Raw genomic sequence first — 25,906 nt, 5'->3', positions numbered from 1 at the left:
GTGGAGAGCGAGCGCGGAGGAGCGCAGGAGGTGGCCCATGGAGCGCGCGGCCCCGGCCGGACCCGCCGTGGTGGCGGCCGGCGGCCTGAGCGCATCCGAGGTCGTGCAGCGGCTGGAGCGCGACGGGCCCAACGTCATGCCGACGCCGCGCGCGCCCTCGGCACTCGTGCAGCTCGGCCTCCAGCTGGTGCACTTCTTCGCGATCGTGCTCTGGGTGGCGGCCGGGCTGGCACTCGTCGCCGGTATGCCGCAGCTGACGGTCGCGATCGCCGTGGTCGTCGTGCTCAACGGGGTCTTCGCCTTCGCCCAGGAACACCGTGCCGAGCGGGCGGGCGCGCGCCTCGCTGACCTCCTGCCGCCCCGGGCGCGGGTGGTGCGTGACGGCGCGGTCGTCGAGGTGTCCGCCACCGATCTCGTCGTCGACGACGTCGTGCTGCTCGAGGCCGGCGACCGGATCAGTGCCGACCTGCGCCTCGACCGGGCCGTGTCCGTGGCTGTCGACGAGTCGATGCTCACCGGCGAGAGCGTCACATCGAGGCCCGAGCTCGGCGCCGTGCTGCGCGCGGGCACCTTCGTCGTCGAGGGGGTGGGCCGGGGCACCGTGACCGCGACCGGAGGGCGCACGCGGCTGGCGGAGATCGCAGCGCTGACGAGGGCGGCTCGCCGCCCGCCCAGCCCGCTCTCGGTGCAGCTACACCGCATCGTCACCGTCGTGGCCGTCCTCGCCGTGGCCACGGGCGTGGTGGCCTTCGGGGTGTCCCTGCTGCTCGGGGTCGAGCCGGCCTTCGGCTTCCTCTTCGCGGTGGGCGTGACGGTGGCGCTCGTCCCCGAGGGTCTGCTGCCGACCGTCACCCTGTCGCTCGCCCGGGCGACCCAGCTCATGGCCGGCCGGCACGCGCTCGTGCGGCGCCTCGAGGCCGTCGAGACGCTCGGGTCGACGACCTTCATCTGCACCGACAAGACGGGCACGCTGACCCGCAACGAGATGAACGTCGTCGAGGTGTGGACGCCCGCGGGCACGGTGCGCGTGGCGGGTCGTGGCTACGAGCCGACCGGGCAGCGCACCGGCGGGGCCGCGGCAGTGGTCGCGGCCACCGAGCTGGCCCGCTCGGCCGTCGAGTGCGTGCACGGCAGGGCCGTCCTCGCGGAGCTCACGCCCTTCGTGGTGTGGTCGCTGACCCTGGGGCACGTGCCGCTCGCACTCTCCGTGCTCCAGATCCTCGCCCTCGACATCGGCACCGACTTGCTGCCCGCCCTCGCCCTCGGCGCCGAGCCCGCGAGCGAGCGGGTGATGGCGGGGCCGCTCCACCAGGGCGCGCTCGTCGACGGGGTGCTCATGCGGCGGGCCTTCCTCGTGCTCGGCCCCGCCGAGGCCGTCGTCGAGATGGGGGTCTTCATCGCCGTGCTCGTGCACGGCGGGTGGGTCTACGGCACGGTCCCCGGGGCCGAGCTGCTGGCCCTGGCGTCGGGTGGCGCCTTCGCGACCGTCGTGCTCGGGCAGCTGGCCAACGCGTTCGCGTGCCGCAGCGCGAGCCGCAGGGTCGGGGCGTGGTCGCTGCGGGGCAACCGCCTGCTGCTCTGGGCGGTCGGCGTCGAGCTCGCGTTCCTCGTCGTCATCCTCGGGTGGCCGGCCCTCGCCGCCGTGCTCGGCGGCTCGATGCCCGACCTCGCCGGGTGGGCGATGGCGCTGCTCGTCGTGCCCGCGGTCCTGGCCGCCGACGCGGCACACAAGGCGGCACGACGGTGGGGCAGGCGGCGCGCGCAGCCCGCCTGACCGCTGAGCCGGCCCGCCGGTCAGGCGCGCGCTCAGCCCCGCCCGTCAGCCCCGACTCAGGGGGTGGCCTTGTCGATGGCCTTCTTGAGGGCCCGCTCGGACTTGCGCTTGGCCTTGGCGACCTTGGCGTGCGCCTTCTTGTCGGTCGGCGTCAGCTTGTCGTCCTCGAGGCGCTTCGGCAGGTGGCCCGAGCTGTTGCGGTAGTAGCTCGCGGCGCCGCGCTCGACCGCGACCCGGGCGGCCGAGACGAGCATCGACGACAGCGCGGTGAAGAGGATGACGTCGCGGGTGCGCTCGCGCTCGAAGTCGCCCTTGACCGGCACGTTGCGTCCGGTCGCGATCTTCCAGCCCTTCTGCGCTGCGTCGGTGGCGAGCTTCGTCGCGATGATGGTCGACCCGACGCTGAGGACCTTCCAGACGACACCCCCGGCGGCGCTGCGGTGCGGCACCACCTTCTCCTCGGCAGCCTTCTTGCCCTTGGTGATCGCCTTCTTCGCGTCCTTCGCAGCCATGCTGTGACTGTGCCATGCGAGGGAGGTAAAGTCACCTTCACAACTGAAGAGCACCACCCACCCATCACGACAGGGGAGCGCCCTCTAGCGCTGAGAGTGCGGCGGTCGACACCACGTCGACGACAGTCCGCAGACCCTCGAACCTGCTCCGGTTAGCACCGGCGAAGGAAGTCGGGATTTTCTCAGGTCACCACTCGGCATACGCCATCGACACGCGTCGACGTATGCCGTCCGGTGCCCTCCCCGAGGTATCCATCGGAACCCGGGAGATCGTCATGTCCACCACCATCACCGCCAGCGGTCCACTGACCCGCTGGCGCACCATCGACCTGCTCACCTGCGCCTTCCTCGGCGTCGCGTTCGGCGTCGCCTACTGGGCGTGGGGCCTCGCCTACGAGGCCCCCTCGGCCGCGGTGTCGGCCGCGTTCCCGCCGCTCAGCGCCCTCTTCGCCTGGCCGTGGCTCGTGGCCGGCATCGTCGGCATGCTCGTCATCCGCCGCCCCGGCGCCGCCGTCTTCACCGAGCTGCTCGCAGCGATCGTGTCGGCGCTCATCGGCACCCAGTGGGGCCTCACGACGCTCGTCTCGGGGCTGCTGCAGGGGCTGGGCGTCGAGCTCGGCTTCGCGCTCTTCGGGTATGCCGTCTACAGCTGGGCCCCGCTGCTCGTCGGCGGCTTCCTCGGCGGGGCCTTCGAGGCCGTCTACGAGTGGTACTCCTACTGGACCGACTGGGGCTTCGGCTACAAGATCACCTACCTCTTCCTGCTCGGCGGGTCGGTGGCGATCTTCGGCTCGCTGCTCGCGGTGGGCCTGACGAAGCTGCTCGCGAACGCGGGCGCGTTGTCCGCCTTCCCGCCCGGCCAGGAGGCGCGCGAGCGCGCGGCCGTCTGAGCCCGGCATGACCGAGCCGGTGCACGAGGTCGAGGGGCGCGTCGACCTCGCGCGCCCCGACCTCGCGCGCCCCGACCGCCCAGCACCCGCCGCCCCCGCGAGCCGGCCGCCCCAGGCCGGTCCCGCGGGGGCACGGGTCGAGGTCGCCGGCCTGTCGTGGCGTCCCTACGGCCGGGCCCGACCGGTCCTCGACGGGCTCGACCTGAGCATCGCGGCCGGCGAGCGCGTGCTGCTCGCCGGCCCGAGCGGGTCGGGCAAGTCGACCCTGCTGAGGGCGCTGGCGGGCCTGCTGCTGACGGCCGACTCGGGCGAGCTCGCGGGAGAGGTCACGCTCGACGGCGAGCCCGAGCACCGGCCCGGCACGGTGGGCCTCGTCCTGCAGGACCCCGGCGCCGGGGTCGTCGCCTCGACGATCGGCCGCGACGTCGCCTTCGGCCTCGAGAACGTCGGCCTGCCTCGTGAGGCCATGCCGGCGCGCGTCGCCGCGGCGCTCGCCGAGGTCGGGCTGGACCTGCCTCCGGACGCCTCGCCCCTCACCCTGAGCGGGGGAGAGGCCCAGCGGCTCGCTCTTGCGGGCGCTCTCGTCATGGAGCCCAGGCTGCTGCTCCTCGACGAGCCGACCGCGATGCTCGACGCGACCACTGCAGCCGGGGTGCGGCAGGTGGTCGCCGAGCTCGTCGAGCGTCGCCGCCTGACGCTCGTCGTCGTGGAGCACCGGCTCGACGGCTGGATCGACCTCGTCGACCGTCTCGTCGTGCTCGACCTCGACGGTCGCGTCGTGGCCGACGGACGGCCTGACGACGTGCTGGCCCACCACGCGGATTCGCTCGTGCAGCAAGGGATCTGGGTGCCGGGTGCACCGGAGCCGCAGCCGTTGCCGGTGGCTCTCACGGCGGCGCCCCGCGCAGCGGCCGGCAGCGTGGCAGCCGGGCAGGCAGTCGTGGCAGGCATTGACATCGGGGTCGAGCGGCGCAGCAGACGCCTCGGCTCGACCTCGCGCAGCACGACCGCCGTCGCCGGCGTCGACCTCGACGTCGTGGCCGGGCAGGTCACGGCCCTCACCGGACCGAGCGGTGCCGGCAAGACGACGCTGATGGCCGCGGTCGGGGGCCTGCTCGCACCGACCACCGGTCGGGTCGCCGTGGCAGCGCCCCTCACCCCGACCGGTGCCGGTGACGGCTCCGTCGCGTCGGGCTCGCCGGAGGGCGCGACAGGACGTGCGCGCGAGGGCTCTCGTCGACCGGTGGAGGAGACCTCGCGGCCACCGCACGAGTGGGCGTCGGTCGACCTCGCCCGGGTCGTCGCCTGGGTGCCGCAGCGCGCCGCGACGGCCGTCGTCGGTCGCACGGTGCGCGACGACGTGCTGACGACGGCCCGCGCCCTCGGTCACGACGACGCCGACGCCGAGACCCGCGCCGACGAGCTGCTCGCGACCCTGGGGCTCACGAGGCTCGCCGGCACCGACCCCCGCCATCTGTCCGGCGGCGAGCAACGTCGCCTCGCCGTCGCCTCGGCGATCGCGCACGGTCCCGCGCTCGTGCTCGCCGACGAGCCGACGGTCGGTCAGGACCGGCTCACCTGGGCAGCCGTCATGGGCACCCTCGAGGCCGCCCGCCGCGAAGGTGCCGGGGTCCTCGTCACCACCCACGACCCGGGCGTGGTCGCCCGCGCCGACCGGGAGGTCGCGCTGCGGCGCCCACCGCAGCCACCACCTGACCCCGAGCCCGAGCGCCAACCACTGCTCGCCCGAGTCGGCCCGCTCGCGCTGCTCGTCGCTGCCCTGTGCGTGCTGCCGCTGCCTGCGCTGCTCGGGTCGTGGCGACAGGGCCTCGTGGTGCTGGGGGTGGAGCTCACTCTGGGCCTCATCGGGCTGATCGCGCCCGGCCCGGGCCGTCGGCCGCAGGGACGGCTGCGCGGCGTGCTCGCGCGGCTCGCCCCCGCCGCTGTCGCCGTCGCGGGGGTGGCCTGGTCCGCATGGCTGCTCGGCGGACGTGACCTCGAGATCGCGGCCGGAGCGGCGGTGCGCGTGCTCTGCCTCATCGTGCCGTCGGCCTTCGTCGTCGGCTTCATCGACCCGGAGCGCCTCGGTGACCACCTCGCCCAGCGGCTGCGGCTGCCCGCTCGTCCCGTCGTCGCCGCGACGGCTGCCCTACAGCGGTTGCAGTCCTTCGACGACCTCTGGACCGAGCTGATGACGACGAGGCGGGTGCGCGGCATACGGGCCGATCGGGGTCTGGTGCGCCGCGGCGCCGAGGCGGTGGCCGTCACCGGCGGGCTGCTCGTCGGAGCGCTCGGGCAGGCCGCCGGGCTGGCGCTCGCCATGGATGCGCGGGGTTTCGCCGAGGCACACCGGCGCTCGTGGGCGGGTTCGGCGCCCTGGCGGCTGCCCGACTCCCTCGCCGTGCTGGCCGGCCTCGTCGTCATCGGCGCGGCGGTGGCCGCCCGGTCCCTCGTCGGCTGACTCCGCGGGGCACAATGGCCTCGAAACCGCCCCGCCACCCGCCACAGCGATGCCGAGAGGAGCCGACCGTGACCAGGTCTGCAGACGAGCAGGCGTATGCCGTGACGCGAGCGCGCGTGTGCGGCGCACCGGTGCGGCCGGCCGGGCTGGTCGCCGTGGCGCTCGCGTCCGCGCTCGCCCTCGGTGCCTGTGGGCAGCCGACGCCGTCGGACGACGGGGTCGGCCCGACGGTGAGCGTCGAGGTGCAGCCGACCATCGCCCCCGAGACCCCCACCGTCGACGCGCCCGACACGACGGCCCCGGTCGCCGGCGGTCTCTTCGACGCCTCGACGAGCCTCGTCGCCTCGAGCTGCCAGCCGACCGGCGACGTGTGGAACTTCGCCGGCACGGTGCAGAACTCCGACACCGTGCCGCACACCTTCACCGTCGCCGTCTTCGTCGTGCGCACGTCCGACGCGTCCGACGTCGCCGGCAAGGAGATCGACGTCACCGTCGGGCCCGGCGAGAAGGGTGACGTGGCCGCGAAGGCCTTCTGGCGCGGCCCCGCGACCGGCGTCGAGTGCCTCACCGGCGTCACCGTCAAGGAGGAGTGAGGTGCGCTTCTTCCTCGTGCGCCACGGCCAGACCCATGCCAACGTCGCCCGCCAGCTCGACACCGCGGTGCCCGGACTCGATCTCACCGACACCGGGCACCAGCAGGCCCGGGCTCTCGCCGAGCGGCTCGCGGGCGAGGATCTCGGCGCGATCTACACCTCCGACCTCGTGCGCACCCAGCAGACCGCCGCTCCGCTGGCCGAGCGGCTCGGGCTCGAGATGGTCGTGCTGCCCGGACTGCGCGAGATCCAGGCGGGTGACTACGAGATGTCGACCGACTGGCAGCCCTACGTCGACGCCGTCATCCGGTGGGGCGACGATCCGGGTCACGCCATCCCCGGCGGCGACACCGGCATCGGCTTCATGACCCGCTACGACGCCGCGATCCGGCAGATCGCGTCGGACGGGCACTCCGCTGCCGTCGCCATCAGCCACGGCGCAGCGATGCGCACGTGGTGCACGGCGCGCCTCGGCCTGCCGCCCGACTTCTTCGCGAGCCGCCGGCTCGACAACACCCACGTCGTGACCATGGAGGGCGACCCCGACGCCGGCTGGCGCCTGCTCGCCTGGGGCGACGAACCCCTCACCGACTGACCTCACCCCAGTCGAGTGCCCACTTTCCGACGTCAACGACGCGTCGAGTGGGCAGTTTCCACCGGGGTCGGGCCTGGTCCTCGCGTCGGGAACTGGGCACTCGACCTGAACCCCAGTCGAGTGGGCACTTCCTGACAGGGTCGGGGCCCGGCGGTCTCAAGTCGGGAACTGGGCACTCGACCTGAACCCCAGTCGAGTGGGCACTTCTTGACGGGGTCGGGCCCGGTCCTCGCGTCGGGAACTGGGCACTCGACCTGAACCCCAGTCGAGTGGGCACTTCTTGACGGGGTCGGGCCCGGTCCTCGCGTCGGGAACTGGGCACTCGACCTGGTCCCCAGTCGAGTGGGCAGTTCCCACCGGGGGGTGGGCGCCCCCCACCCCACGTCTGACGGGTCACGGATTGGCGACACTTGACCGTCCGGGGCGCCGCTGTGGGGCCGGTGCTCGACACTGTGCTGCGTGACCGACTTCGGCTTCAGCGACGAAGCCCCGGATCGGCGGCGGTCTCCCCGAGGGAGCAGCTCGAGGCGACCGACCGTGACGGGCATCATCTTCACCCTCGGAGTGCTCGCCCTCGCCGTCTTCGGCGTCTGGGCCTGGTCGGTGCGCAGCCACGCCGACGACCTCGCGGCCTGGGACACCCTGGAGACGACCTTCGAGGTCATGGACCGGAGCCTGCCCCCGCTGGGCCACAGTGAGGCGCCGCCCTGCGAGGACGAGCAGGACGGCAGCCTGACCCGGACCTACCCGCCCTCGACCGGACCACAGGCCGCGGCCGTCATCGGCTACCTCACCCAGCTGGGCTGGACTCAGCAGACCGCGTCCGACAGCTCCGACGTCGACCCGTCGGTGCTCGCCCGGCTCACCAAGGACAGCGGTGGTCGCGACCTGACGATCACGGTCAGCGGGCCGGGGCTCAACCGCCTCGTCGGGTCCGTCGCCGGCCACAGCCCGGGGTCGAGAGTCGGCTGCCTCGGACGCTGACGACGCTGACGGAACCGGTCCGGCTCTGGAGGAGACCGACCCCACAGGCCACATGCTGGGAATAGCCCGGCTCACGGCATACCGGGGTGTCACGCTGGGGCCCATGCGCGTGGTCACCCAGTCCCGGAAGCTCCGATCGGTCTGTTACGAGATCCGAGGACCCGTGCTGGCCGAGGCCAAGCGACTCGAGGACGAGGGGCACCGCATCCTCAAGCTCAACATCGGCAACCCGGCGCCGTTCGGCTTCGAGGCGCCCGAGGACATCCTCGTCGACGTCATCCAGGAGCTGCCGACCGCGCAGGGCTACAGCGACAGCAAGGGCATCCTGTCGGCGCGGCGCGCGGTGAAGCAGCACTACGAGGTGCGTGACTTCCCGCCCGTCGGGGTCGAGGACATCTACCTCGGCAACGGCGTCAGCGAGCTCATCGTGATGGCCATGCAGGGGCTGCTCGACAACGGCGACGAGGTGCTCATCCCTGCGCCCGACTACCCGCTCTGGACCGCTGCGGCGAGCCTCGCCGGCGGCACGGCCGTGCACTACGTCTGCGACGAGCAGTCGGGCTGGGCCCCTGACCTCGACGACATCCGCAGCAAGGTCACCGACCGCACCCGCGCGATCGTCGTCATCAACCCCAACAACCCGACCGGCGCGGTCTATCCGCGGGAGGTCCTCGAGGCCATCGCGCAGATCGCCCGGGAGCACGAGCTGATCCTCATGGCCGACGAGATCTACGACAAGATCCTCTACGACGACGCCAAGCACACCTCCGTCGCGGCCGTCGCTCCCGACCTGCTCTGCCTCACCTTCAACGGGCTCTCCAAGGCCTACCGCGTGGCGGGCTTCCGGTCGGGGTGGCTCGCGATCACCGGGCCGAAGGAGCACGCGCGCAACTACATCGAGGGCCTCGACATCCTCGCCAACATGCGCCTGTGCGCCAACGTGCCGGCGCAGCACGCCATCCAGGTGGCGCTCGGCGGCTACCAGTCGATCAACGAGCTGATCCTGCCCGGAGGGCGACTGCTCGAGCAGCGCAACGTGGCGTGGGAGCTGCTCAACCAGATCCCCGGCGTCTCGGTGACGAAGCCGGAGGGGGCGCTCTACCTCTTCCCGCGCCTCGACCCCAAGGTGCACCCGATCGTCAACGACGAGAAGTTCGCCCTCGACCTGCTGCGCGAGCAGAAGCTGCTCATCGTGCACGGCACGGGCTTCAACTGGCCGACGCCCGACCACTTCCGCATCGTCTTCCTGCCGCGGGTCGAGGAGCTCGAGGACGCGGTCGGCCGCCTCGAGAAGTTCCTCGCGACCTACTCGCAGTAGCAGCGACGGAGCAGCTCAGCTGGTGGCGTTGGAGGCCCACCACTTGAGGACGAGGCCGAGCACGACCGCCCAGACGACCGTCATGGTGAGGCTCACGGCGATCGCGATCAGCGCCGCCGACCTCCCGCCGCGCTCGCGGTGGGCAAGGCTCAGACCCGCGAGCGCGAGCCCGAGCAGCTGCGGCACGAAGACGAAGCCCAGGACCACCGATGCCAGCGACGCGACGACCGCGCCGCGCGCCAGCGGGGCCTCGCTCGCGAGCCGCAACCCGGTCGGCTCGACGTCGACATCGGGCGTCCCCGACAGGGGATGATCGGGGTCCGTCACACGTTCAGGATAACGATGAGTCCCTCCACCACCTCCCCGTATGCCGTCCGCTCGAGCCGCGCGCAGGCCCTCCGTCCCCGGCTCGGCCCCCCGCTCAGACGCGGGGTGGCCGGCGTTGCCGTGCTGGTCGCCGTCATCGCGCTGGGCGCCTGCGGAAGCGAAGACCCCGTGCTGACCGACCTGCCCTCCGACGTGGCGAGCGCCCGGCCGACGATCTCGGCGGAGGAGGCGAGATTCGTGCTCGCTGCCGAGGAGCTCGGAGCCGCGGTCACCGGCGCGACGGTCGACAGCGACATCGAGACGGGCACGACGACCTGCTGGGTGCTGCGCAACGGAGGGGTCAGCCTCGACCAGGTCGCGGTCGACGAGAACGACGCGCTGCTTCCCAACACCGGTGAGGCGCTGCGCACGAAGCAGCTGATGGCAGCCGGGGTGCAGGCCTTCTGCCCCGACCACGACGACCAGATCGCCCTCCTCAAGCTCCCCTGACTCGCCCCGCGCGAACACACCGAGCAATCGTCGGTTCCACGCGGCATACCTCGTGGGTGTGACGACTGCGCGGTGTGTCGCGGAAGAAATGGGCGGGGGGTCGTGGTTGGCACCGGTGTGAGCACCCGTCCGCGCGCCCAGCTAAACATCCTCGACCTCGTCCCCGTCCGGGGCGGCGGCACCGCCGGTGAGGCGATCGCCGCCACCGTCGACGTCGCCCGGCACGCCGAGAAGTGGGGCTACGGCCGCTACTGGATGGCCGAGCACCACAACATGCAAGGCGTTGCCTCGAGCTCGACCGCGGTGCTCATCGGTCACGTCGCCGACCAGACCGAGACGATCCGGGTCGGCGCGGGCGGCATCATGCTGCCCAACCACGCGCCCTACGTCGTCGCCGAGCAGTTCGGCACGCTCGCGACGATCCACCCCGGCCGCATCGACCTCGGGCTCGGTCGCGCCCCGGGCACCGACCCCTTCACGACCCGCGCGCTGCGCCGCAACGAGGCCGCCGCGATGAACTTCGCCGGCGAGGTCGAGGAGCTCATCGGCTACCTCGGCGACCCCGACCCCGACGCCAAGGTGCGCGCGATCCCCGGCGAGGGCACCCACGTGCCTATCTGGATCCTCGGGTCGAGCCACGGCGGTGCCCAGGTCGCAGCGGCTCTCGGGCTGCCCTACTCCTTCGCCTCTCACTTCGCGCCCGCCGCGCTGATGAGCGCGCTCGAGGTCTATCGCTCGCGCTTCACCCCGTCGACCGAGCCGGGCGGTCTCGACGCGCCGCGCAGCATGGCCGGCGTCAACGTTATGGTCGCCGACACGACGGCCGAGGCCGAGCGGCTGTTCACGAGCGTGCTCCAGCGCTTCCACGGCATCGTCACCGGCCGCCGCACCGGCGTCACCGAGCCGCAGGGCGACATCGCCGGGCTGATGGCCACGTGGTCGCCGGCCGAGCGACAGGCCGTGTCGGACATGACCCGCGTCTCGCTCGTCGGCACCCCCGACGAGGTGCGGGACGGCCTTGCCGGCTTCGTCGAGGCGACCGGCGTCGACGAGGTCATCGTCACCTGCGGCGCGCACGACCACGAGGACCGGCTGCGCAGCTTCGAGCTGCTCGCCGACGCCTGGAGCTGACGCTCACCACCCCCCGAGGTATGCCGTCCGGCGGGCTTGGCCGGACGGCATACGACCCGCGCGATCTGAGAGGCTGCCCCCATGAGCACCGACGCCCCCGACCTCCGCTCCATCACGCTGACGCGCGACAGCCTGGGCCGCTACACGGCGCGCAACCGCCGCGGTGGCTCGCTCACCGTCAGCTCCGGCACCGACGAGCTCTCGCCCGTGGAGCTGCTGCTCGCGGGCATCGCGGCCTGCACGGCGGTCGACGTCGACACCGTGACCAGCCGGCGAGCCGAGCCGGACTCGTTCGAGGTCGAGGTCACCGCCGACAAGGTCAAGGACGAGCACGGCAACCACCTGCAGGACATCACGGTGAGCTTCCGGGTCCGCTTCCCCGAGGGGGAGGGCGGGGACGCCGCGCGTCAGATGCTCCCCAAGCTGGTCAAGCGCTCGCACGACGAGTGGTGCACCGTCAGCCGCACCATCGAGCTCGGCACCCAGATCGAGGCCACGGTCGAGTAGGTCGACCCGCCGGCGCCCTCAGGTCGCAGAGAGCCCGACGAGCGCCCTCATCACCTGTGGACGACGACCTTGTCGCCGATCCGCGAGGCGAAGTAGAGGGCCTTGACCTGGGCGTAGTCGGCGATGTTGACACACCCGTGGCTGGCCCCGGCGTAGCCGATGCGGGCGAAGTTCGACGAGTAGTGCACGGCCTGTCCGCCGGAGAAGAACATCGAGAACGGCATCGGCGTGAAGTAGAGGTTGGACACGACGTACTCGTACTTGCGCAGCACCTTGAAGGTGCCCTCGCGGGTCTCGAGGCCGGGTCCGCCGAACCGGGCCCACATGACGGAGGTCGGCTTGCCGTAGACGACCCACGTGAGGGTGCGCGTGCCCTTGTCGATGCACATGACCCTGCCCGTGCGACAGCGGTAGTCGAGCGACGCGAGGGTGGGCAGGTGCGGCCGCAGGCCGGCCTCGTAGCGGTAGCGGTCGAAGGTCCCCGGCGTGTAGGTGACGGCGACGAGCCGGCTCCACGTGCGCCGGTCGACGACGCCGGACTGGGGGAGGTTCTGCACGCGCTGGAAGGCCAGCACCTTCTGACCGAGCGTCCAGCTGTAGGTGCCCGAGATCGACGAGGTCCAGAGGCCCTTGGCCCGCAGGCGCAGCTGGAGCTCCTTGACCGTGCCGCCCGACGCGGTGCTTGCGATGGCGATCGGGGTGGCCGTGAGCCCGACGAGCCGGTTCCAGGTGCGCTGGTCGACGACGCCGGACTGGGGGAGGCTCTGGTCACGCTGGAACGTGAGCACGCGCTGGCCGACCGTCCAGCCGTAGGAGCCGTCGATCGACGTCGTCCAGTAGGCGGCCTTGACGATCCGCAGGCGCACCTGCAGGTCCTTGACGCGGTCACCCGTGCTGCCCGCGGTGATGACCGTGGCCGACGCCGACCGAGCACGCAGCACCTCACGTGCCTGTGCCGTCAGTGTCGTGCCGTCACCCGGGAGGCCGCTGCCCCGAAGGAAGGACCCGAGCGCCGCGGCGACGCCGGAGTCGTAGACCCCGTCGATGGTGCCGGACGTGCGGCCGACGACGAGCAGGCGCGACTGGAGGTCCTTGACGCTCCAGCCGGTCGCGCCGACGCGAAGCACGACCGGGCTGCCGAGCGGCACGGGGGCGGTGGCGACCGTGGTGCTGGTGGGTCCCTGCGTCATCGTCGTGGGCGTCGACGTGCCGGCGCTCGTTGTCGTCGGCGCGGGCGCGGTGGTTTCGGTCGCGGTGGTGGTCTCGCTCGTCGTGGGGGTGCCGGTCGACGTGCTCGACGTCGTGGTGGTCGACGACGTGGCCGTGGCCGTGTCGGTGGCCGTGGTGGGGTCGTCGGTCGACCCTGACGACCCGGCCGACACGCCGGGTGCCACCGAGCCCGACGTAGGCGGCGACGGGGTTCCGGTGTCGTCGGCGAACGCCATCGGCGTGACGAGCATCCCCGCGATCGCGAAGGTCGCCGCCACGGCGCTGCTGCGCCGTCCCATGTGGATCGTCTTCATGCTCTCCCCTGTCGTCACGACCGTAACCGGTCGCCCCGGTGCGCGCGAGCGCGCGCCTCATTGTGGCAGCAGCCGGACGATCTGGCTGGCTGTGCCGGCGAAGTCCTGACGCGGTGAGGGCCCGGAAAGGTTGTCAGGGGTGCAGACGTCGCACGGTCAGCACCTGCTCGGCCCTGCCGACCGGGCCCTGCTCGTCGTGCAGCGTCGTCGACGTCAGGCCGAGCCCCGTCGTGCCCATCGAGACCCGGGTGTCGAAGCCGACCCACCCGCGCACGGGCTCGCGGAAGAGGTGGATGGCGAGGTCGAGATTGGGAAACATCCACTCGTCGGGCGAGACCCGCACCGCGATGCCGTTGGCAGTGTCGACCAGACGCACGAGATCGGCTGTGGGAGAGCAGGACTCGCCATCCACCAGCGCGTTTGGCGTGCGGATCCACGCGATCGCGCGACCGGGTCGCCGCTGCGGGTCGACGCGGAACTCGAGGCCGCGGATATAACCGCCGCGCCACGTGTCCGCGCCGTCCCACGGCTCCAGCTCGTCAGGCCCCGGTATGCCGTCGAGCTCGACCCCGGCCACCGGCGCCGAGTCGTGGGTTGCCAGGCGCCACGCCTGTGCCTGCACGGCGACGCGGTCATCGACGCTGAGGGTGGCCTCGACGAGCTCGATGGTGCGGCCCGGTCGGGCGGTGCGCACCTGCACGCGGGTCTCCCGCGCCGGGATGACGCCGAGGATCTCGAAGCTGATCCGCGCGAGCTGCATGCCCTCGCGCGGCTCGTGGGCGTCGATGGCGTGGGTGAGCAGGCCGCTGACCGGAGCCATGTGCTGCTCGTCGTCGCGCCAGGCGCCCTGGGTCTGCAGGGTCGGCAGGAAGAGGTCGTCGCCGAGCCGTCGGTAGAAGGCGAGGGTCTGGGAGTCGAGGCCGCCTGGGTCTGCCGTGGTGGGGCCGGTCGTGACGGCGTCAGTCTCGATGGCCTCGGTCTCGATGGCGTCGCTGCTCACGCCGTGCACTCTAGGCGGCACGCTACGCGCGGCGGTCTGCCGGCCCGTCCGCGGGCACGGACTCAGGCGGCGCGGAGCCTCCCAGGCCGAGGCCGAGGTCGACCATCCGCACGAGCCGGGGGGCCAGCGCGTCGACGGCTCCCGGGGGGAGGTCGCGCAGCGGTCCCTCAAGGGCCAGCATGGCGAGGCCGTGCACCGCCGACCAGGCGAGCAGCTCGGCGCCCGGGCGCTCCGTCTCGGACAGCACGCCCGCCTCGGCCATGGCGTCGAGCGTGTCGCTGAGCAGCTGGAAGGGCGTGCGACCGGAGGCGCCAGCGGCGTCGGGCGAGGCCGAGCGGCGCAGGTCGACGGGCACGGCGAACGCGGTGCGGAAGAGGCCCGGCTCGTCCACCGCGAAGCGCAGGTACCCCACCCCGACGGCGCGGAACCTCGCCCGCGCGAGGTCACCGGACGGCATACCGTGCGGCACGGCCTCGATCGCCGCGGAGATCACGTCGGCCGCTCGGGCCTGGGCGATCGAGACGACCTCGTCGAGGAGCGCGTCGCGGTCGGCGAAGTGCCGGTAGGCCGCGTTGGCCGAGACGCCCACCCGTCGCGTCGCCTCGCGCAGCACGACCTTGTCGGGGCCGCCCTCGCGGGCGAGCTCGGTGCCGGCTTCGAGCAGCGCGCGGCGCAGGTCGCCGTGGTGGTAGGTCGAGCGGGGCGTGACCGAGTCCTGCGGGCCGGGGGCGGCGGCAGCGGAGGAGGTCACGCTGACATCATCCCCCCAGCCGGTCGGCTGCCGCCGGGGTGTCCGGGTCAGAAGCCGAAGCGTCGGGCGGTCGCGCGCACCGCGTCGGCGGAGGAGCGCAGCCCGGCCAGCTCGGCATCGGTCATCGGCACCTCGACCCGGGCGCCCACGCCACCGGCGTGCACGATCGCGGGCACCGACAGGCAGACGTCGCTGATGCCGTAGTAGTCGTCGAGCAACGACGACACCGGCAGGATGCGGCCCTCGTCGTTGACGACGGCCTCGAGGACGCGGGTGCCGGCCAGGCCGATGGCGTAGTTCGTCGCCCCCTTGCCCTCGATGATGCGGTAGGCCGACTGCACGACGTCGGTCGCGATCCGCTCACGCGCTGCCTCGTCGAGGGAGACCTTGCCGTCCTCGCCGAGCCACTGCAGCAGCGGCACCGACCCGATGGTGGCCGACGACCAGAGCGGCAGCTCGGAGTCGCCGTGCTCGCCGACGACGTAGGCGTGGATGCTCTGCGCCGCGACGCCCGTGTGCTCGGCGAGCAGGAAGCGCAGGCGTGAGGAGTCCAGCACCGTGCCCGAGCCGAAGAGCTGGTTCGGCGGGAGCCCCGAGACCTGGAGCGCGGCATACGTGACGACGTCGACCGGGTTGGTCACCATGATGTGCACGGCGTCGGGGGCGGCGTCGACGAGCTGCGGCAGGATCGTCTTGACGATGCCGATCGTCGTCTCGGCGAGGTCAAGGCGCGACTGCCCCGGCTTCTGCTTGGCGCCGGCGGTGAAGACGATGACGTCGCTGTCGGCCAGCACTGCGACGTCGTCGGAGCCCTCGACCTTGGCCATCGGCATGAACTGGATGCCGTGCGCGAGGTCGAGCGCCTCGGCGCGCACCTTGGCGCCGTTGATGTCGTAGAGCGCCACCGTCTGCGCCGCGCCACGCATGAGCGAGGCGTAGGCGAGGGTGGCGCCCACCGCCCCCGCTCCGACGATGCCGAGCTTGGTGCGGCGCCGGCGGGGAGCCGGGACGCCGGACCCCTCCGTCGCGTCGTGGCTGTGGGTCGTCTGGCTCTCGCTCATCGTGTCTCCCGCGCTCGTGACTGACGTCGCAAGGCTATCGACACCGCAGCGCCCGCCCGGGCAGGTCAGGCAAAGAGCTCCTGCACGCACTCGAGGAACATCGCAGTGTGGGCCTCGACGTCAGCCGCCGTCGTGTCGGGGCACATCAGCGCCATGTTGTGGAAGGGCGTCAGCAGGATGCCCCGGTTGAGGGCGTAGAGGTGGAGGTACTGCTGCAGCTCGAAGTCGTCGGAGTCGTGCGCCTGCTGGCCGTCGTGCGAGGGCACGGCCGAGAAGTTGTATTCCGCCCGGGCCCCGAGGCGCGTCACGTGCCAGCCGGCACCGACGGCGTCGATGCCGGCCTGCACCCCGTCGGCCCACGCGTCAGCGAGCGGCACCATGTGCTCGAAGGCCGCGGGGGTCATGACCTGCTCGAGCGTCGCCTTCATGGCCGCCATCGACAGGCCGTTGCCCGCGAGGGTGCCACCGATGCCGCCCACGTCGATGTCCTCGAGCTCGACGGACCGAGCGATCCGGTCGGCGATCTCAGCGGTGAAGCCGAAGGTGCCGCAGGGGATGCCGCCGCCGATCGACTTGCCGGTGACGAGCAGGTCGGGGTGCAGGTCGTGCGCGCGGGTGAAGCCGCCCGGGCCGGCGCAGATGGTGTGGGTCTCGTCGTTGATGAGCAGGGCGCCGTAGCGGGTCGCGAGCTCGCGGACCCCCTCGTTGTAGCCCTCGTCGGGCAGGACGATGCCGATGTTGGTCAGGGCCGGCTCGACCAGGATCGCGGCGACGTCGCCGTGAGCGAGGGCCCGCTCGAGGGCCTCGAGGTCGTTGAACTCGACGACGCGGGTGGTCTCGGAGGTCGGCACCGGCGCGCCGATGTTGCTGGGTCGGTCCACGGTCGTCCCGCCCTCGCCCAGCGTCGCGAAGGCCTCGTCGACCGAGCCGTGGTAGCACCAGTTGTGCACGACGACCTTGGAGCGCCCGGTGAGCAGTCGGGCGTAGCGGATGGCGTGCCGGTTGGCGTCGGTCGCGGTGAGGGTGAACTGCCAGTAGGGCAGGCCGAAGCGCTCGGCGAGGCCGGTGGAGACGGCGATCGCGTCCTCGGTCGGCAGCATGGTCGTGATGCCCCGGGCCAGCTGCCGGGTGACGGCCTCGACGGTCGCCGCGGGGGAGTGGCCCATCATCGCTCCGGTGTCGCCGAGGCAGAGGTCGACGTGGTCGATCCCGTCGACGCAGGTGAAGTGGGCGCCGGCCGCACTCTCGACGAAGACCGGGAAGTCTCCCGGCCACTTGACCATCCAGCTCATCGGGACACCGCCCGGCATGTGGGCCCGGGCGCGCTCGGCGAGCTCGCGGGAGCGGGTCCGGGACGCGGTGAAGGCGGCGCGCTCGCGCTCGTGGAGCCGGGCCAGTCGGGATCGGTCGAGGGAGGTCATGGGCGCATCCTGCCCCGAGCGCGGCTCCCGCGGAAGGGGAACGCTGAGAGCGGTCCACCTTCGGAATCCGTAGGTGATGGAACTTCATTCCATCGAAAACTGTGGGTGCCTCCCACCTACACCTCGACAGGTCCGACGTGCATACTTCCTCGCATGCTCGCGAGCGGATACCGAAGCCTGAGCCTGTGGCACGACACGATGGACGACGACTTCACCCCTCGACCGGCCCTCGATCGCGACGTCGAGGTCGACGTCGCGATCGTCGGAGGCGGCTACACCGGGCTGTGGACGGCATACCACCTCGTCGTCAACGACCCCACGGTGCGCGTTGCCGTCATCGAGCGGGAGGTGGCCGGTTTCGGCGCCTCGGGACGCAACGGGGGCTGGTGCTCGGCCCTTTTCCCCGCCTCCCTCCAGCGGATGGCGAGCGAGCGGGGGCGCGACGCGGCCGTGCGCATGCAGCACCAGCTGCACGACACGGTCGCGGCGGTGGGCACGATCACTGCCGCGGAGGGCATCGACTGCCACTTCGACCAGGGCGGCTACCTCTCCGTGGCCCGCAACCCCGCCCAGCTCGAGCGGGTGCGCGCCGAGGTCGCGGACTTCCACGCCTGGGGCTTCGGGCCCGACGACCACCGGCTGCTCGACGCCCACGAGGTGGCCGAGTTCGCGCAGGTCGCCGACTCGCTGGGCGGCTCGTGGACGCCGCACTGCGCGGCGATCCACCCGGCCCGGCTCGTGCGCGGGCTCGCCGATGCCGTCGAGCGCCGTGGGGTCACGATCTACGAGCGCACCATGGCCGTCGACGTCGGCAGCCGGCGGGTCGTCACGCCGCACGGCACCGTGCGGGCGGAGCACGTGGTGCTCGCCACCGAGGGCTACACCCCGACCGTCGCAGGTCGTCGCCGGTCGATCGCGCCGGTCTATTCGCTCATGACCGCGACGGAGCCGCTCAGCGAAGACCTCTGGGCCCAGATCGGCCTCGAGAGCCGCAGCACCTTCGCCGACAACCGTCATCTCGTCGTCTACGGCCAGCGCACGCGCGACGGCCGCATCGCCTTCGGCGGGCGGGGCGCGCCCTATCACTACGGCTCACGCCTCTCGCCCGCCTACGAGCGCGACGACCGGGTGCACGCGATGCTGCGACGGATCCTCGTCGAGCTCTTCCCCGTGCTCCGTGACGTCACCTTCACCCACGCGTGGGGCGGCAACCTCGGGGTGCCGCGCGACTGGTTCCCCTCCGTGCGCCACGACAAGCACACCGGGCTCGCCTTCGCCGGAGGTTACGTCGGCGACGGGGTGGCCACCTCGGCTCTCGCGGGCCGCACCCTCGCAGCGATGATCAGTGGCGACGACCCCGACGACCTCGCGTCGCTGCCGTGGGCGGGGCGCACCTCGCGAGCCTGGGAGCCGGAGCCGCTGCGCTGGCTCGGCGTCAACGCCGTCACCGCCCTGATGACCTCGGCCGACTGGTCGGAGCGCCGCACCGGCCGCAGCTCGCGCGCCGCGTCGGCCTTCTGGACCGCGATGGGCCAGTAGCCAGCCCCAACCACCTTCCGCAGTCGAGTGGGCGCTTTCCACCCAGGTCGGTCGGGTGGAAAGTGCCCACTCGACGTGTCGGCTCGGTGCAGAGTGCCCACTCGACGTGGGAGTGACGTGGGGGTTCGAGCCGGTATGCCGTCCGTCCCCCTGCATAGTCGAGTGGGCACTTTCCACCCACGTCGGTCGAGTGGAAAGTGCCCACTCGACGTGGTGGTTCGGCTTGGCTTCAGATCGTCTGCGCAACACGAATCGTGTGGAGGCAGATGATGGCTGGAAGGCCTGGGCGGTACAGCGTGGTGCAGCGGCAGCAGGCGTTGGGGCTGTTGGAGCAGGGCCTGGCGGCGTTGGAGGTGGCGCGGCGGCTCGGGGTGGACCGCCGCGCGGTGGGCCGGTGGGCCAAGGTGGCCGGTATGACGTTTCGGATGGGACCGGTCGGTGGCCTGCTGCGCCCTGCCCCGGCGGTGAGCGAGGGCGACTGGACCGACGCGCGGGGCAGGTTGACCGAGGCCGGCCGGGGCGTGATCGCGCTGCGGCTGGGTGAGGGCCGCAGCCCGGCGCGGATCGCGGCCGAGCTGGGCGTGCACCGCTCCAGCGTGTCGCGGGAGCTGACCCGTAACCGGGTCGGCGGGGTGTACTCGGTCCGGGTCGCGCAGCACCGCACCCACGCCAACCGGGCCCGGCCCCAGCCGCGGAAGCTGGACCGGCCCGAGCACGCCGCGCTGCGGGCCGAGGTCATCCAGGGGTTGAACGCGCACTGGTCCCCGCAGCAGATCCAGGGCGAGCTGGCCTTGCGCCACCCGCAGGATGAGTCCATGCAGATCTCCCACGAGACGATCTATCAGGCGCTGTACGTCCAGGGCCGCGGCAGCCTCCGCGCTGAGCTGGCCCGGGAGCAGGCGCTGCGCAGCGGCCGGACCCACCGGGTACCGGCCTCGAAGCTGGCCGCCCGGCCCCGGGGCAAGTCCTGGGTCGGGCAGGCCACCATCACCGCCCGCCCGGCCGAGGCCACCGACCGGGCCGTGCCCGGACACTGGGAAGGCGACCTGATCCTGGGCGCCGGGAACCGGACGGCCGCGATCACGCTGGTCGAACGGAGCACCCGGTACACGATGATCGCCCGGCTACCCGCCCGGCACGACGCGACCACCGTCACCGACCGGCTCATCGACATGGTCACCGCGCTGCCCGCGCACCTGGCCAAGACGCTGACCTGGGACCAAGGGTCAGAGCTGGCCGAGCACGCCCGGTTCACCGTCGCGGCCGGCTGCAACGTCTACTTCTGCGACCCGCACTCACCATGGCAACGCGGCACCAACGAGAACACCAACGGCCTGATCCGCGAGTTCTTCCCCAAAGGCATCGACTTCACCACCGTCACCGACGAACGCGTCGCCGAGGTCGAGGCGCTGCTCAACACCCGACCACGAGCCACCCTCGGCTTCCACACCCCCGCCGCTAAACTCAACCAACTACTCACCGTTGCGCAGACGAGTTGAGACCGCCCGGTGAGAAGTGCCCACTCGACGTTGGGGGCGGGTGGAAAGTGCCCACTCGACTTTGGAGGGGCGGGGGTCAGGCGGGGCGGTAGGCGCCGTCGCGCAGCACGGGGACGGCGCTCGACGTGTCGAGCTCGGCGGCGATGGCGACGTCGTCGGGCCAGCCCTGGGCGATGAGCTCGCGACCGCTCGCTGCCGCCGAGAGGGCAGCGCCCACGTCACCCTCGACGGCGCGCCAGGCCGACATGGCCGCAGTCGCCTCGGGGCTCAGCAGGAGCGGACCGGCCTGGTGCTCGAGCTGCCCGACCAGGGAGGCGATCACGGCACCTGCGCCCCACAGGTCCTCGACGGCCGGCCGCAGCGATCCGTCGGGCCATCGCTCGCCGGCCGGCACCACGACGACTGCCGGAGGGCGCCTCCCTGCCGCGACCAGCTGCGTCACGATCCATCGCGCGACGGCATCGCGGTTGCGCAACGACGCGGCGACGACGTCAGCACCTGAGTCGGCGAGGACCTGACTGATCATCGAGCCGTTCGGCGAGGGCAGCACCAGGCTGGTCACACCAGTTGACTCGCGAATCGACTTGGGAGACAAGCTGATCGGCGCCTGCTCGTGCGCAGCATCGCCGCCCCCAGCAACCCGGGACTGCGATCGCGGCACTGCGAGCGTCGCGCCCAGCTGCTCGGCGTGCGCCGTGGCCGAGGCGTCCTTCCAGCGGTAGGGGTGCACGGTGATGCCGGCATCGGCCGCCACCGACACGCACGTCGTGAAGCTCAGCACGTCGATGACGACGGCGGTCACGGCGGCGCCCGACGCGACGGCATACCTCGTCAGTGCCTCAGCGCCGGTCGGCCCCCACTCGAGACGCACGACGTGCGCATCCTGGCTGTGCCAGGGGCGCGTGGTGACCTCGCCGTCGGGGGCGCTCACGAGCCCGACCGGGCCTCGAGCTCGCGCACGAGGCGTGGCGGCGCCGTGAGGCGGTAGGAGGCATCGACGAGCTCGGCCACCTCTTCCCACGCGACCGCCGCGACCGACCCGGCGCGGCCGAAGTCGAACCCCAGCCAGCCGTAGGGGCCGAGGTAGGCCGGCTCGAACACGCGGTCGTCATCGAGCAGCGCGGGGCGGTCGGCCGCGTCCGGCAGGAAGACGACGGAGCGGGCGTAGGGCTCCGGGTCATGGTCACCCCGGATGACCGCGCCGTAGCCGGCGAAGACCTTCTTGGTGAAGAAGTTCGGCCGGCCGTGCGAGACCTTCTCCTGTGCCTCGGGAAGCGCGAGGCAGATCTCGCGCAACCTCGTCAGGTAGGGGTCGGAGTCCTCGAACATCACCGGGTGGGCCATGCCCTCCACGGTAGGGGCCTCAGCGCGCGCAGACCCCGCCGCCGCACCCGTCGGCGCTGCAGGCACCGCCGCAACCGCCCCCGGCCGCGACCGGCTCGGGCTGCTCGTGGCGCGTCGACCACGCGGTCTCGAGGGCCTGGGCGAAGACCTCGACGGGCTGGGCGCCGGTGACGCCGTACTTGCGGTCGAAGACGTAAAAGGGCACGGACTCGATTCCGAGCATCTTGGCCGTGGCCTCGTCGCTGCGCACGTGGTTGCCGAAGTCGTCGGACTCGAGCATCGAGCGCACCTCGGACTCGTCGAGACCGATCTCGGTGGCCAGGCCGACGAGCGTGTCGCGGTCACCGACCGCGAGCCCGTCAGTGAAGTAGGCGCGCATCAGGCGCTCGTGGGCGACGTCGGCGAGGCCGTGCTCGGCGGCGAGGTGCACCAGCCGGTGGGCGTCGAAGGTGTTGCCGTAGCGGGCCTGCTCCCAGTTGAACTCCAACCCGAGGTCAGCGGCGGCCGCGGCCATCGAGCGGTGCTGGGCGACGGCCTGCTCCTGGCTCGTGCCGTACTTCGCGGCCACGAGGTCGACGAGCGGGAGGTCCGAGACGGCCGGTGCGTTGCGGTCGAGCTCGAAGCTGTGCCACGTCACCTCGATGGCGTCACGGTGCTCGAACGATTCGAGGGCAGCCTCGAGGCGCCGCTTGCCGAGGTAGCAGAAGGGGCACACGATGTCGGACCAGATGTCGATCTTCACGGTGCTGCAACCTACCCGCGGGCCGGGTTCTTCCCCGCATCCGCGTCATCTGCGTCACCTGCGTCACCTGCGTCACGCACGCGGGCGATGACCGCCGCCGCGCACTCCTCCGGCCGCCGCTCGGGCAGCCAGTGGTTGTCGTCGAGCTCGACGAACGAGTAGGCGCCACGCACGTGCTCGCGGGTCAGCTCCGCGGCCCCTCGACCGAGGAAGGAGTCGCGCGACCCCCAGACGTAGGTCGCCGGCACCGACACCCGGTGCGCGGGCACGTTCGAGGAGCTGCTCGCCCGATACCAGCCCATCGGCCCGGCGAGCGCGCCCCCGTGAGCCAGGTGGGCGGCATACCGGCGAGCGTCCTCCGGGGGCATGCCCGTGCCCACGACGACGGAGTTGAAGAGCGCGCCGAGGACCCGCTCGGGTGCCCACGGCACCTGGAAAGCGGCGACGTACCACGACCTGAGGCGCTGCCCTCGGTCGGACTTCCACGCGCGCGACAGCGCGGCCGGGTGGGGCGTCGAGAGCGCCGTCACCGACGCCACGCGGTCGGGGTGGTTGGCGGCCAGCAGCCACGCGACCGCGCCGCCCCAGTCGTGTCCGACGAGGTGCGCGCGCTCGACCCCAGCGGCGTCGAGGAGCGCGAGCACGTCGGCGAGCAGCTCCTCGTGGCGGTATGCCGCCCGGCCGGGTGGACGCGCGCACGGCGAGTAGCCGCGCTGGTCGGGTGCGAGCGTGCGCAACCCGGCCGCGTGGAGCAGCGGCGCCATGCGGTGCCACGACGTGCGGTCTGTGGGGAAGCCGTGCAGCAGCACGACCGTCTCCCCGCCGAGCGGGCCGGCGTCGTCGAGCTCGAAGGTGAGGCCGTCGCGGGTGAAGGTGGACAGGCGTGCTGGGTCGGGAGCCACCTGCCCATCATCTCGCCACCGCCGCTCGGCAGGGGCAGGGGCAAGGGACAGGGCAGGGGCGGGGGCAAGGGAGAGGGTCAGGGGCCGGTCTCAGGGGCCGCTCCGGGACAAACCTGAGGTGGGGGGCCCCTGCGGGGACCTACCGTGGAGACATGCCCGACACCACTGCCCACCTGCGCACCGGTCGCCGGTGGTGGCACGTGTCGGGCACGGGCGTCTTCTTCGCGGCGGCCTACGTGCTCATCTCGATCTCACCGAGCCTGCTGCCCCGCACCTGGTACTACCAGGGCATGATCACCGGCCTGTGCGCCGCGGCCGGCTATGCGCTCGGGGTGGTGCTCGCGTGGCTCGTGCGCACGATGGCGCGGGTCATCGACCTGCGGGTGACGGTGAGCGGCGAGGCCCGGCACTGGCTGCTCGTCGCGGCACCCGTTTTCGCCGGGGTGGCCGTGGTCGCCGTGACGGTGTCCAACGTGCGCTCGCAGGCGCGCACCGCCGCGGTCGTGCGCCTCACCCCGCTCAGTCCCCTCGACTGGGTGCTCGCCCTGCTGCTCGCGGCTGCCATCGCGGCTGCCCTCGTCGCGCTGGCGCGCGGCCTCCGTGGCATGACGCACCGGCTCGCCGAGGCGGCCGGTCACGTGCTGCCCAAGACGATCGCGTCGGCGATCGCCGTCGTCGTCGTCGTGCTGACGAGTGCGTGGGTGACCGACAGCGTCGTCTTCCACCGCAGCATGCAGGCCTTCGCCGGCATGGCGTCCCAGGTCAACGCGAGCCAGCCTGCCGGCCGTGCGGCCCCGACGTCGGCGCTGCGCTCCGGCGGGCCGGGGTCGCTCGAGAGCTATGCCGACCTCGGCTACCAGGGGCAGATGTTCGTCACGAGCGCGCCCACGCCCCAGCAGATCAGTGCCGCCACCGAGCGGGGTGCGATCGAGCCGATCCGGGTCTATGCCGGCCGTTCGCCGGACGAGTCGGTGGGTGAGGTGGCCGACACCGTCGTCGCCGAGCTGAAGCGCACCAACGCCTTCAGCCGCAGCGTGCTGGCCGTCCTCACGACGACGGGCACCGGCTGGGTCGACGACTGGTCGGCCCAGTCCATCGAGTACCTCAGCAACGGTGACAGCGCGATCGCCGCGATGCAGTACTCCTACCTCCCGAGCGCGCTGTCGATGATGACCGACCGGGAGACGCCCCGCGAGGCGGGCAAGGCGCTCTTCGACCGGGTGTATGCCGTGTGGCTCACGCTGCCCGAGGACAGTCGCCCCCAGCTCGTGGTCGGCGGCGAGTCGCTCGGGTCCTACGGCGGCCACGCGGCCTTCGCCGACGCGGCCGACATGATGAGGCGGGCGCAGGGGGGCGTGTGGGTCGGCACCCCGAGCTTCACCGAGATCGCCATGTCGTTGACCGCGAGTCGCAACGAGGGCTCGCCCGAGATCGTGCCGGTCGTCGACGCGGGACGCCACATCCGCTTCGCCGCCGGCAGCGACCAGCTGACCAGCGACTACTACGGGCGCGACTACGGCACCTGGGAGTTCCCGCGCTTCGTCTATGCGCAGCACCCGTCCGACCCGGTCGTCTGGTGGAACCCCGCCCTGCTCGGTGCCGAGCCCGACTGGTTGCGCGAGCCGCGGGGCCGTGACGTCAACCCCGACGTCACGTGGATCCCCTTCGTCACCTTCTGGCAGCTGACGACGGACATGGCGGTCGGGCACGACCCGCCCGACGGCTACGGCCACCGCTACGGTCCCGAGCTCGTGCCGCAGTGGGGAGCGGTGCTCGGCGGCTCGCCGACCGACGACTACTCGGCGATCGTCACGGGCATCGAGGCGACCGTGAACCGCGTCGAATAGGCGCTGACCTACGCTCGGGTCGTGCCAGCGCAACGGTTCCACGGCCAGATCGCCGGCGTCGGGTCCACCTCCGGCGTCCGGGTCGTCATCGGCTCGTGGCGCCGCACACCGCTGGGGACCTTCGGCGACGCGATGGTCGAGACCGCGAGCGGGCACCGGGTCCTGCTCGCGCCGAGCGCGGAGGTGGCGGCGTTCATCGAGGCGACCTACGTCTTCGACGAGGTGCGCATCGAGCCGATCTCCGTCGCCACCGACGCTGGTCGGTGGCGCGTGGCCTCGCCCTCCCTGACGCTCGACCTCAGGGTCGGCGGGCGTATGCCGCTCGGCCGGCTGCTGCGACTCGTGCCGGGTCGCGTCGCGGCGAGCCCCGCGTGGGCGACCGTCGTGGACCCGGTCGCGCGGGTCGCCCTGCGCGGCGTGCGGACCCGTGGCACGGCGCTCGCCGGACGGCGGGAGTACTACGGCGCCACCGACCTGCACGCCGTCACCTCCGTCGCGGGCACCTTCGACGATGAGCGGCTGGGGGCGCTGGCGGCGGTCGACCCGCCGTGTCGCTTCGGCTTCTCGTCGACGCCGCGCCGTCCCGCAGTGACCACCGTCGTCACGACCGTGGTGACACCCGACCCGTCGGGGTGTCGAGAAGTGGGCACTCGACTTTGACTTCCTGTCGAGTGCTCAGTTCGTGGCGGGTGGGGC

General features: G+C 72.5%; 26 protein-coding genes and 1 riboswitch. Of the genes, 15 read left to right on the top strand and 11 right to left on the bottom strand.

Features of this window, described 5'->3' with window-relative positions; all coding sequences use genetic code 11:
- The first annotated feature begins 37 nt into the window (after nucleotides 1-37).
- Nucleotides 38-1,774 (top strand): HAD-IC family P-type ATPase, encoded by a 1,737-nt coding sequence (locus LG278_RS18960; RefSeq protein ID WP_404389153.1) that lies wholly within the window; start codon nucleotides 38-40, stop codon nucleotides 1,772-1,774.
- 56 nt (nucleotides 1,775-1,830) lie between these two features.
- Here LG278_RS18960 and LG278_RS18955 read toward each other — a convergent pair whose 3' ends face one another.
- Complete coding sequence (locus LG278_RS18955; RefSeq protein ID WP_404389151.1) at nucleotides 1,831-2,286, bottom strand: DUF4235 domain-containing protein; 456 nt, start codon at nucleotides 2,284-2,286, stop codon at nucleotides 1,831-1,833.
- 61 nt (nucleotides 2,287-2,347) lie between these two features.
- Nucleotides 2,348-2,473: riboswitch (TPP riboswitch) on the top strand.
- Nucleotides 2,474-2,561: 88 nt separating this feature from the next.
- Here LG278_RS18955 and LG278_RS18950 point away from each other — a divergent pair.
- The 6 genes from LG278_RS18950 (at nucleotide 2,562) to LG278_RS18925 (ending at nucleotide 9,127) form a co-directional block, all read left to right on the top strand.
- Nucleotides 2,562-3,176, top strand: a complete 615-nt coding sequence (locus tag LG278_RS18950) for an ECF transporter S component (protein ID WP_404389149.1) — start codon at nucleotides 2,562-2,564, stop codon at nucleotides 3,174-3,176.
- 7 nt (nucleotides 3,177-3,183) lie between these two features.
- Nucleotides 3,184-5,637, top strand: coding sequence for an ATP-binding cassette domain-containing protein (locus LG278_RS18945; protein ID WP_404389147.1), 2,454 nt, complete (start codon nucleotides 3,184-3,186; stop codon nucleotides 5,635-5,637).
- A 68-nt stretch (nucleotides 5,638-5,705) separates the two neighbouring features.
- Nucleotides 5,706-6,230 (top strand): hypothetical protein, encoded by a 525-nt coding sequence (locus tag LG278_RS18940; RefSeq protein ID WP_404389146.1) that lies wholly within the window; start codon nucleotides 5,706-5,708, stop codon nucleotides 6,228-6,230.
- Nucleotide 6,231: 1 nt separating this feature from the next.
- Nucleotides 6,232-6,825 carry a histidine phosphatase family protein gene (locus tag LG278_RS18935; protein WP_404389145.1) on the top strand — a complete coding sequence of 198 codons (594 nt, stop codon included), beginning with the start codon at nucleotides 6,232-6,234 and terminating at the stop codon, nucleotides 6,823-6,825.
- 537 nt (nucleotides 6,826-7,362) lie between these two features.
- On the top strand, nucleotides 7,363-7,809 hold the full coding sequence (locus LG278_RS18930) for a hypothetical protein (RefSeq protein WP_404389143.1): 447 nt from the start codon (nucleotides 7,363-7,365) through the stop codon (nucleotides 7,807-7,809).
- A 103-nt stretch (nucleotides 7,810-7,912) separates the two neighbouring features.
- Nucleotides 7,913-9,127 (top strand): pyridoxal phosphate-dependent aminotransferase, encoded by a 1,215-nt coding sequence (locus LG278_RS18925; RefSeq protein WP_404389141.1) that lies wholly within the window; start codon nucleotides 7,913-7,915, stop codon nucleotides 9,125-9,127.
- A 15-nt stretch (nucleotides 9,128-9,142) separates the two neighbouring features.
- On the opposite strand, the gene LG278_RS18920 is transcribed toward LG278_RS18925, so the two are convergent.
- Nucleotides 9,143-9,454, bottom strand: coding sequence for a hypothetical protein (locus tag LG278_RS18920; RefSeq protein ID WP_404389140.1), 312 nt, complete (start codon nucleotides 9,452-9,454; stop codon nucleotides 9,143-9,145).
- A 15-nt stretch (nucleotides 9,455-9,469) separates the two neighbouring features.
- On the opposite strand from LG278_RS18920, the gene LG278_RS18915 reads away from it, so the two are divergent.
- From LG278_RS18915 to LG278_RS18905, 3 genes are all read left to right on the top strand, one after another.
- Nucleotides 9,470-9,943, top strand: coding sequence for a hypothetical protein (locus tag LG278_RS18915; RefSeq protein ID WP_404389138.1), 474 nt, complete (start codon nucleotides 9,470-9,472; stop codon nucleotides 9,941-9,943).
- Nucleotides 9,944-10,060: 117 nt separating this feature from the next.
- Entirely contained in the window at nucleotides 10,061-11,074 is a 1,014-nt protein-coding gene (locus LG278_RS18910; RefSeq protein ID WP_404389137.1) for an LLM class flavin-dependent oxidoreductase, read from the top strand.
- A gap of 81 nt (nucleotides 11,075-11,155) precedes the next feature.
- Nucleotides 11,156-11,581 (top strand): OsmC family protein, encoded by a 426-nt coding sequence (locus LG278_RS18905; protein WP_404389136.1) that lies wholly within the window; start codon nucleotides 11,156-11,158, stop codon nucleotides 11,579-11,581.
- Nucleotides 11,582-11,631: 50 nt separating this feature from the next.
- Here LG278_RS18905 and LG278_RS18900 read toward each other — a convergent pair whose 3' ends face one another.
- A complete protein-coding gene (locus LG278_RS18900; protein ID WP_404389134.1) occupies nucleotides 11,632-12,771 on the bottom strand; it encodes a peptidoglycan-binding protein in 1,140 nt (379 codons plus the stop codon).
- Between LG278_RS18900 and LG278_RS18895 the strand changes: the two genes are divergently transcribed.
- Nucleotides 12,755-13,213, top strand: a complete 459-nt coding sequence (locus tag LG278_RS18895; RefSeq protein WP_404389132.1) for a hypothetical protein — start codon at nucleotides 12,755-12,757, stop codon at nucleotides 13,211-13,213. The two genes, LG278_RS18900 and LG278_RS18895, sit on opposite strands and share 17 nt — an antisense overlap.
- 24 nt (nucleotides 13,214-13,237) lie before the next feature.
- Here the strand turns inward: LG278_RS18895 and LG278_RS18890 are convergent, their stop codons facing one another.
- The 4 genes from LG278_RS18890 to LG278_RS18875 form a co-directional block, all read right to left on the bottom strand.
- Complete coding sequence (locus LG278_RS18890; RefSeq protein ID WP_404393712.1) at nucleotides 13,238-13,972, bottom strand: thioesterase family protein; 735 nt, start codon at nucleotides 13,970-13,972, stop codon at nucleotides 13,238-13,240.
- A gap of 154 nt (nucleotides 13,973-14,126) precedes the next feature.
- A complete protein-coding gene (locus LG278_RS18885; protein ID WP_404389130.1) occupies nucleotides 14,127-14,855 on the bottom strand; it encodes a TetR/AcrR family transcriptional regulator in 729 nt (242 codons plus the stop codon).
- 47 nt (nucleotides 14,856-14,902) lie between these two features.
- Nucleotides 14,903-15,916, bottom strand: coding sequence for an L-lactate dehydrogenase (locus LG278_RS18880; RefSeq protein WP_404389128.1), 1,014 nt, complete (start codon nucleotides 15,914-15,916; stop codon nucleotides 14,903-14,905).
- A gap of 65 nt (nucleotides 15,917-15,981) precedes the next feature.
- Nucleotides 15,982-17,337, bottom strand: a complete 1,356-nt coding sequence (locus tag LG278_RS18875) for a transaminase (RefSeq protein ID WP_404389127.1) — start codon at nucleotides 17,335-17,337, stop codon at nucleotides 15,982-15,984.
- 153 nt (nucleotides 17,338-17,490) lie between these two features.
- Between LG278_RS18875 and LG278_RS18870 the strand changes: the two genes are divergently transcribed.
- Both LG278_RS18870 and LG278_RS18865 read left to right on the top strand, forming a co-directional pair.
- On the top strand, nucleotides 17,491-18,876 hold the full coding sequence (locus LG278_RS18870; RefSeq protein ID WP_404389125.1) for an NAD(P)/FAD-dependent oxidoreductase: 1,386 nt from the start codon (nucleotides 17,491-17,493) through the stop codon (nucleotides 18,874-18,876).
- Between the two features lie 296 nt (nucleotides 18,877-19,172).
- Entirely contained in the window at nucleotides 19,173-20,375 is a 1,203-nt protein-coding gene (locus LG278_RS18865; protein WP_404389124.1) for an IS30 family transposase, read from the top strand.
- Between the two features lie 76 nt (nucleotides 20,376-20,451).
- Here LG278_RS18865 and LG278_RS18860 read toward each other — a convergent pair whose 3' ends face one another.
- From LG278_RS18860 to LG278_RS18845, 4 genes are read right to left on the bottom strand one after another with little or no spacing between them, the layout of a single operon-like run.
- Entirely contained in the window at nucleotides 20,452-21,306 is an 855-nt protein-coding gene (locus LG278_RS18860; RefSeq protein WP_404389122.1) for a 2-phosphosulfolactate phosphatase, read from the bottom strand.
- Nucleotides 21,303-21,719, bottom strand: a complete 417-nt coding sequence (locus LG278_RS18855; RefSeq protein ID WP_404389121.1) for an MmcQ/YjbR family DNA-binding protein — start codon at nucleotides 21,717-21,719, stop codon at nucleotides 21,303-21,305. Before LG278_RS18855 ends, LG278_RS18860 begins: the two co-directional genes overlap by 4 nt.
- A 19-nt stretch (nucleotides 21,720-21,738) precedes the next feature.
- The gene (locus LG278_RS18850; RefSeq protein WP_404389120.1) at nucleotides 21,739-22,461 is read right to left on the bottom strand and encodes a DsbA family oxidoreductase; all 723 of its coding nucleotides are present in this window, start codon (nucleotides 22,459-22,461) and stop codon (nucleotides 21,739-21,741) included.
- A gap of 11 nt (nucleotides 22,462-22,472) precedes the next feature.
- Nucleotides 22,473-23,363: an alpha/beta fold hydrolase gene (locus LG278_RS18845; protein WP_404389119.1), complete on the bottom strand. Its 891-nt coding sequence runs from the start codon at nucleotides 23,361-23,363 to the stop codon at nucleotides 22,473-22,475.
- Nucleotides 23,364-23,515: 152 nt separating this feature from the next.
- On the opposite strand from LG278_RS18845, the gene LG278_RS18840 reads away from it, so the two are divergent.
- Both LG278_RS18840 and LG278_RS18835 read left to right on the top strand, forming a co-directional pair.
- Nucleotides 23,516-25,210, top strand: a complete 1,695-nt coding sequence (locus LG278_RS18840) for an alpha/beta hydrolase (RefSeq protein ID WP_404389117.1) — start codon at nucleotides 23,516-23,518, stop codon at nucleotides 25,208-25,210.
- Nucleotides 25,211-25,231: 21 nt separating this feature from the next.
- The gene (locus LG278_RS18835) at nucleotides 25,232-25,870 is read left to right on the top strand and encodes a hypothetical protein (protein WP_404389116.1); all 639 of its coding nucleotides are present in this window, start codon (nucleotides 25,232-25,234) and stop codon (nucleotides 25,868-25,870) included.
- The last annotated feature ends 36 nt before the right edge of the window (nucleotides 25,871-25,906 follow it).

The sequence above is a fragment of the Humibacillus xanthopallidus genome (assembly GCF_044793955.1).
Lineage (GTDB): Bacteria > Actinomycetota > Actinomycetes > Actinomycetales > Dermatophilaceae > Humibacillus > Humibacillus xanthopallidus_C.
Note: the sequence above shows the minus strand (reverse complement) of the source record. Positions and strands in the feature narration are given on the sequence as shown.